Origin of the sequence: Candidatus Propionivibrio aalborgensis, from assembly GCF_900089945.1 — a bacterium.
Taxonomy (GTDB): domain Bacteria; phylum Pseudomonadota; class Gammaproteobacteria; order Burkholderiales; family Rhodocyclaceae; genus Propionivibrio; species Propionivibrio aalborgensis.
In genome coordinates this window covers 1-6,998 of sequence record NZ_FLQY01000082.1, presented here as the reverse complement: position 1 = coordinate 6,998, position 6,998 = coordinate 1, and the positions used below count along the sequence as shown (strand labels likewise).

Genomic DNA, 6,998 nt, shown 5'->3' with positions numbered 1-6,998 from the left:
GTCATTGACGCAGGGTTCTGCGCCACCGATTCCGGATCACCCTCCGCGACAATGAAGCCGCCGTGAACGCCTGCCCCAGGGCCGATGTCGACAACGTAATCCGCGCTACGGATTGCGTCTTCGTCATGTTCGACGACGATTACCGTGTTGCCGATATCTCGCAGTTGCTTGAGTGTTTCCAGCAGCCGGTTGTTGTCGCGCTGGTGCAGGCCGATCGAGGGTTCGTCGAGTACGTACATGACGCCGGTCAGCCCCGAGCCGATCTGCGACGCCAGGCGTATGCGCTGCGCCTCACCGCCGGAGAGCGTTTCTGCGGAGCGATCGAGCGACAGATAGTCAAGGCCGACGTTGATCAGAAACTGCAGGCGGCTGGTGATTTCCTTGAGGATCTTTTCAGCGACCTGCGCCTTGTTGCCAACCAGTTGAAGGGTCAGAAAATGTTCTCGCGCCTCGGCCAGGGGCAAGCCACTGATTTCGTGCAGGGTGAGTGCGCCCGGCTGTGTTCCGATGCGCACATTGCGCGCTTCTTCGCGAAGTCGTGCACCTTCGCATCCCGGACAGACCTTGTTGCTGATCATCTTGGCGAGTTCCTCGCGCACAGCTACGGAGTCTGTTTCCTTGTAGCGGCGTTCAAAATTGCAGACGATGCCCTCGAAGCTATGCTCGCGCGTCGTGACATTTCCCCGCTCGTTGATGTAGATGAATGGAATGACTTCGCGGCCCGATCCGTAGAGCAGGACCTTCTGGATGCGCTCGTCCAGCCGGGCGAACGGCGTCTCGACATCAAAGCCGTAATGCGCGGCCAGCGAGGTCAGTAGCTGGAAGTAGAATTGATTGCGCCGATCCCAGCCCCGAATCGCGCCGGCGGCAAGTGAAAGGGCAGGCTGGGCGACAATACGCTTGGGGTCGAAAAACTGGATCACGCCCAGCCCGTCGCAGCTCGGGCAGGCGCCCATCGGGTTATTGAACGAGAAGATGCGCGGCTCAAGTTCCTGCAGCGAATAGGAACATGCCGGGCACGCAAATCTGGCCGAAAACAGATGCTCCTTTCCGGAATCCATCTCGTAAGCAATTGCGCGACCGTCTGCGTGGCGCAGCGCGGTTTCAAAGGATTCCGCCAGACGCTGCCGCATGTCATCACGCACCCGGAGGCGGTCTACCACAACATCCACGGTATGCTTGCGCGTCTTGGCCAGCTTCGGTAACGCATCGATTTCGTAGATCACACCATCGACCCGCAACCGGGCGAAACCCTGAGCACGCAATTCGGCAAACAAGTCGAGCTGTTCACCCTTGCGGTTGGCGATAACCGGCGCCATGACCATCAAGCGTGTTTCGGCAGGCAATGCCAGCACATGATCGACCATCTGCGATACGGTTTGTGAATTCAGCGCTTGCTGATGCTCAGGGCAATAGGGAGTGCCCGCGCGGGCGAAAAGCAGGCGCAAATAGTCGTGAATCTCGGTCACCGTACCGACTGTCGAACGCGGGTTGTGGCTGGTCGCCTTCTGCTCGATCGAGATGGCCGGCGACAACCCTTCGATCAGGTCGACGTCGGGCTTGTCCATGCGCTGCAGGAATTGTCTGGCATACGCAGACAATGATTCGACATAGCGGCGCTGGCCTTCGGCGTAAAGCGTATCGAATGCCAGTGAGGATTTTCCGGAACCAGAGAGGCCGGTAATCACGATCAGCCGGTTGCGTAGCAGATCGAGATTGATATTCTTCAAGTTGTGCGTGCGTGCACCGCGGATCCTGATTTCTCGTATCTCATCCATTGGGGAGTGCTGCCAGGGAGGTAAAGCAAACCTGTTAATATACGCAACTCCGACCGCTTGAACCAATCCTTGTTCCTCCTTTCGCCAGCTTTCCATTGCCGACCTGATGTTATCTCCAACCCATGACCCGATGACTTCAGCCGAGCGGCGTGGCGCAGCCGGGTTGGCCTCAATATTTGCCATGCGCATGCTGGGTCTGTTTCTGATCCTGCCGGTTTTTGCGGTTTATGCTGAACACCTGCCATCCGGAAATGACGTCGCGCTGGTCGGTCTGGCGCTTGGCGCGTACGGGCTGACTCAAACTTTTCTGCAAATCGTCTATGGAGTCGCGTCTGATCGTTTCGGGCGTAAGCCGGTGATTGTTTTCGGCCTTATTCTTTTCGCCATCGGCAGCTTTGTTGCCGCCATGTCACACGATATTTACGGCATTATCATCGGTCGCATCCTGCAGGGCGCTGGTGCCATTTCCGCGGCGGTAACTGCGCTGGCCGCCGACCTTACCCGAGAGCAACATCTGACCAAAGTAATGGCGATGATCGGTTCGTCGATCGGGCTTGTCTTTGCACTGTCGATGGTCGGTTCTCCCGTTCTGTATGCCGCTATCGGCATGCCCGGAATTTTTGCGCTGACCGGATTTCTTTCCCTGTTGGCAATCTTTATCCTGCTCAAGATCGTACCGACGGCACCCGCCGTACCGCGACGGGCAAGCTGGCCCAGCTTTGTTGAGGTGCTTGTTCATCCTCAGTTGATGCGGATGAATTTTGGGGTTTTTACCTTGCACCTTGTTCAAACGGGAATGTGGATAGTCGTTCCTTCAGCGCTCGTCGGCAGTGGCGCAATGCCCGTAGCCGAACACTGGAAAGTCTATCTTCCGGCGGTCTTGCTTTCTTTCGTTACCTTGGTACCGGCCATTATCGCCGCCGAAAAGTACGGCAAGATGAAGCTGGTATTCAACGGCGCGATCGCCCTTCTGGTTGTGGTTCAACTGGGTTTCTGTTTCCTGGATACCGGTTTGTATTCCCTGTTTTTCTGGCTACTCCTTTTCTTTGCTGCTTTCAACATCCTCGAAGCGACGCAGCCCTCACTGATTGCGCGTATCGCTCCAGCGCACGCCAAAGGAGCAGCGCTGGGGGTGTACAACACGACGCAATCATTTGGACTATTTCTTGGCGGCACCCTTGGCGGGGTGCTGGTCAAACACTTCGGGCCGGATGCCATGTGGCTTCTGAGCGCGACTCTGGCGCTGATCTGGCTTGGGTATGGGCTGACAATGGCCATGCCGGTTCCGCGTGCCCGGCAACAGTCCGCATGATTCTCTTATAATCCGCCATTCGAACACCCTAAGGGAGGCAACATGGCTTCAGTCAACAAAGTGATTCTCGTCGGCAATCTGGGGGCCGACCCGGAAACTCGGTACATGCCTAACGGCGACGCCGTAGCCAATATTCGTCTGGCCACCACGGAATCCTGGAAAGACAAGGCGACCGGAGAGAAGAGGGAAATTACCGAATGGCATCGTGTTGTCTTCTACCGCAAACTCGCCGAAATCGTCGGACAGTATCTCAAGAAGGGTTCGGCCGTTTATGTCGAAGGACGCATCCGCACCCGCAAGTGGCAGGATAAGGAGGGACAGGAGCGCTACACAACCGAAATTGAGGCCAATGAAATGCAGATGCTCGGCGGCCGCCAGAGCGCCGCGTCATCGTCCGGTGGCGAAGCCGAATTTGGTGGCAGTATGCCTTCTGCCGGGGCGTCGGGATCGCCGCGCGCGGCCCCGGCAAAAAAGACGCCGAGCTTTGAAGACATGGATGACGATATTCCATTCTAGCGGCCGGATGACCTGATCCAAACAACGATGCGGGTTACCGGTTGATTTCGTTGACTTGCGGTGGTGCATCCGTATAATTCTGCCTTCTTCAATGCCGCAAGCAGCTCGCGCGGCAAAGAAGGCGCGTAGCTCAGCTGGTTAGAGCACCACCTTGACATGGTGGGGGTCGTTGGTTCGAGTCCAATCGCGCCTACCAAACAATTAAAGCCAGAGCGAGTCTCTGGCTTTTTTCCATTTCCGGGGTCGACCTATGCCGATCATTACTTTGCCCGACGGTTCTCAACGGGAGTTTGCGCAGCCTGTAACGGTTGCGGAAGTGGCTCATAGCATTGGTGCTGGTTTGGCGCGCGCTGCGCTGGCAGGCAAAATCGATGGCCGCCTGGTCGACACGTCGTTCCGGGTCGAGAACGATGCGCAGCTTGGCATCGTTACCGACAAGGATGCCGCGGGCTTGGAAATCATTCGCCACTCGACTGCTCACCTGCTGGCCTACGCCGTGAAAACGCTCTTTCCGGAAGCGCAAGTGACGATCGGACCCGTTGTCGAAAACGGCTTCTACTACGATTTCGCCTACAAGCGCCCATTCACTCCGGAGGACTTGGTCGCCGTCGAAAAGAAAATGGGTGAGCTGGCCAAACGCGACATTCCCGTCACTCGCGAAGTCTGGAAACGCGACGACGCGACCGCTTTCTTCAAGTCAATTGGCGAACACTACAAGGCCGAGCTGATTGCCGCCATTCCGCAGGATCAGCAAGTTTCCCTTTATCGCGAAGGCGATTTCATCGACCTGTGCCGTGGCCCGCACGTCCCTTCAACCGGAAAGCTCAAGGTCTTCAAGCTGATGAAGGTGGCCGGAGCCTACTGGCGCGGCGACCAGGCCAATGAGCAGTTGCAGCGCATCTATGGCACAGCCTGGGCGAGCAAGGATGATCAGAACGCCTACCTGCACATGTTGGAAGAAGCCGAAAAACGCGATCACCGTCGCCTGGGGCGGCATCTCGAACTCTTCCACCTGCAGGACGAAGCGCCGGGGATGATTTTCTGGCATCCCAAGGGCTGGGCGATGTGGCAGCAGATCGAACAGTACATGCGTCGGGTCTATCAATCCAACGGCTATCAGGAAGTGAAATGTCCTCAGATCCTCGACCGCAGCCTGTGGGAAAAATCCGGTCACTGGGAGAACTTCAAGGACAACATGTTCACCACGGAGTCGGAGAAACGCGAATACGCGATCAAGCCGATGAATTGTCCGGGGCACATTCAAATTTTCAACACCGGCCTGCGCAGCTACCGCGACCTGCCGCTGCGCTACGGCGAATTTGGCTCCTGCCACCGCAGCGAACCTTCGGGTGCACTGCACGGCATCATGCGTGTGCGCGGTTTCACACAGGACGACGGCCACATTTTCTGCACCGAGGACCAGATCCAATCCGAAGTAACGGCCTTCAACGCCTTGGTGCGCGAAGTCTATACCGATTTCGGATTTTCAGAAGTGGTGGTCAAGCTCGCATTGCGCCCGGACAAGCGTGTCGGCTCTGATGATGTTTGGGACAAGGCCGAAATAGCCCTGCGCGAGGCCCTGAAGGCTTCCGGATTGCACTGGGATGAATTGCCGGGCGAAGGTGCCTTTTACGGCCCGAAAATCGAATTCCACATCAAGGACGCCATCGGCCGCTCCTGGCAATGCGGCACAATGCAGGTCGATTTCTCGATGCCGCAGCGTCTTGGCGCCGAATATGTCGGCGATGACAACACCCGACACACGCCGGTCATGCTGCATCGAGCCATTCTGGGATCACTGGAGCGCTTTATCGGTATTCTTATCGAGAATTGTGCCGGCGCTCTGCCGCTGTGGCTATCGCCCGTACAAGCGGTCGTTTTGAATATCTCGGAAAAGCAGTCAGAGTATGCCAAACATGTTGCAAAAACGCTACGTGGCGCGGGATTGCGCGCTGAGAGCGATTTGCGCAACGAGAAAATTACCTATAAAATACGCGAACATAGCTTGAACAAACTGCCGTACCAAATCGTTGTTGGCGATAAGGAAATGGCAGAAAATTTGGTGGCCGTGCGTACACGCGGCGGTCAGGATCTCGGGCAAATGCCGCTTGAGAAACTGATCGAGCGACTTCTCGGTGAAGTTGCGGCGCGAAGTGGCACGGCTTAATTATTGTCAGGACAAGGAGCGAAACCATCGCACTGCAAAAGTCGCAACGCATTAACGAAGAAATCAATGCACCGGAAATCCGGTTGGTGGGCGAAGAAGGAGAGGCACTCGGAATCACGAGTGTTGGTCAGGCTTTACAGTTGGCCGAAGCGGCCGGGGTAGATCTGGTGGAGATTGCGCCAATGGCACAACCTCCAGTTTGCCGAATCATGGATTACGGTAAATTCAAGTACCAGGAACAAAAGCGGCAGCATGAGCAGCGGCTTAAGCAAAAGCAGGTTCAGGTCAAGGAAGTCAAGTTCCGGCCGGGTACCGACGAAAACGACTACCAGATCAAGCTGCGCAACATGACACGCTTTCTGCAGGAAGACGACAAGGTAAAGGTGACTTTGCGCTTCCGTGGCCGTGAAATGGCTCACCAGGAAATCGGCATGCGCCAGATTGAGCGGATCAAAACAGATATTCAGGACGTCGCCGTAGTCGAACAAATGCCCAAGATGGAAGGGCGGCAAATGGTCATGATCCTGACGCCGAACAAGAAAAAGTAGTTGCAGCACCCGGTAGTAGCAACACCCACAAGTGGCATCAGGTCAAAAGCGCTTCCGCCGGAAGACACCTGTACCCATGTATAAATAGGAGCATTCAATGCCCAAAATGAAGACCAAGAGTGGCGCCAAGAAGCGCTTCAAGGTCAGTGCGAGCGGTCGTATCAAACGCGCGCAGGCGTTCAAACGCCACATCCTGACCAAGAAAACCACCAAAGCCAAGCGTCAGTTGCGCGGCATTACCGGAGTGCATGACTCCGACAAGGCCATGGTTCGTGCCATGCTGCCTTACGCTTAAGGAGATAAACCATGCCTCGAGTTAAACGTGGTGTAACGGCGCGCGCGCGTCACAAGAAGGTTATTGCACTGGCCAAGGGTTACCGTGGCCGCCGCAAGAACGTATATCGCATCGCCAAACAGGCGGTAATGAAAGCGGGGCAGTATGCCTACCGTGACCGTCGCCAAAGGAAACGCCAGTTCCGTGCGCTGTGGATCGCCCGTATCAACGCCGCAGCACGTGAAGCGGGCCTGAAATACAGCACCTTCATGAACGGCTTGAAGAAGGCGCAGATCGAAGTCGACCGCAAGGTATTGGCAGATCTGGCCGTTTTCGACAAACCGGCATTTGCCGCTCTGGCCGTAAAAGCCAAAGCCCAGCTCGGCGCCTGACTGAACGAGCA

At 56.4% G+C, this 6,998-nt stretch carries 7 protein-coding genes and 1 tRNA gene; 7 read left to right on the top strand and 1 reads right to left on the bottom strand.

Annotated elements, in window-relative coordinates:
* Positions 1 to 1,769: excinuclease ABC subunit UvrA (gene uvrA / locus PROAA_RS05475; protein WP_186410379.1), on the bottom strand; the 1,769-nt coding region annotated here is incomplete at its 3' end.
* 115 nt (positions 1,770 to 1,884) lie between these two features.
* Between uvrA and PROAA_RS05470 the strand changes: the two genes are divergently transcribed.
* The 7 genes from PROAA_RS05470 (at position 1,885) to rplT (ending at position 6,987) form a co-directional block, all read left to right on the top strand.
* Entirely contained in the window at positions 1,885 to 3,090 is a 1,206-nt protein-coding gene (locus PROAA_RS05470; protein ID WP_245664176.1) for an MFS transporter, read from the top strand.
* Between the two features lie 42 nt (positions 3,091 to 3,132).
* Positions 3,133 to 3,606, top strand: coding sequence for a single-stranded DNA-binding protein (ssb, locus tag PROAA_RS05465; RefSeq protein ID WP_186410376.1), 474 nt, complete (start codon positions 3,133 to 3,135; stop codon positions 3,604 to 3,606).
* Between the two features lie 119 nt (positions 3,607 to 3,725).
* Positions 3,726 to 3,802 (top strand) — tRNA-Val (locus tag PROAA_RS05460).
* Between the two features lie 54 nt (positions 3,803 to 3,856).
* A complete protein-coding gene (thrS, locus tag PROAA_RS05455; protein WP_186410375.1) occupies positions 3,857 to 5,773 on the top strand; it encodes a threonine--tRNA ligase in 1,917 nt (638 codons plus the stop codon).
* Positions 5,773 to 6,321 carry a translation initiation factor IF-3 gene (infC, locus tag PROAA_RS05450; RefSeq protein ID WP_425393997.1) on the top strand — a complete coding sequence of 183 codons (549 nt, stop codon included), beginning with the start codon at positions 5,773 to 5,775 and terminating at the stop codon, positions 6,319 to 6,321. The genes thrS and infC overlap by 1 nt, the downstream gene beginning before the upstream one ends.
* Before the next feature lie 97 nt (positions 6,322 to 6,418).
* Positions 6,419 to 6,616, top strand: a complete 198-nt coding sequence (rpmI, locus tag PROAA_RS05445; RefSeq protein WP_186410374.1) for a 50S ribosomal protein L35 — start codon at positions 6,419 to 6,421, stop codon at positions 6,614 to 6,616.
* Positions 6,617 to 6,627: 11 nt separating this feature from the next.
* The gene (gene rplT, locus PROAA_RS05440; protein ID WP_186410373.1) at positions 6,628 to 6,987 is read left to right on the top strand and encodes a 50S ribosomal protein L20; all 360 of its coding nucleotides are present in this window, start codon (positions 6,628 to 6,630) and stop codon (positions 6,985 to 6,987) included.
* Positions 6,988 to 6,998 lie beyond the last annotated feature (11 nt).

Excerpts from the sequence above, each read along its gene's own strand:
- ssb (WP_186410376.1), top strand. The coding sequence starts at position 3,133 with ATGGCTTCAGTCAACAAAGTGATTCTCGTCGGCAATCTGGGGGCCGAC.
- rplT (WP_186410373.1), top strand. The coding sequence starts at position 6,628 with ATGCCTCGAGTTAAACGTGGTGTAACGGCGCGCGCGCGTCACAAGAAG.
- thrS (WP_186410375.1), top strand. The coding sequence starts at position 3,857 with ATGCCGATCATTACTTTGCCCGACGGTTCTCAACGGGAGTTTGCGCAG.
- PROAA_RS05470 (WP_245664176.1), top strand. The coding sequence starts at position 1,885 with ATGTTATCTCCAACCCATGACCCGATGACTTCAGCCGAGCGGCGTGGC.
- rpmI (WP_186410374.1), top strand. The coding sequence starts at position 6,419 with ATGCCCAAAATGAAGACCAAGAGTGGCGCCAAGAAGCGCTTCAAGGTC.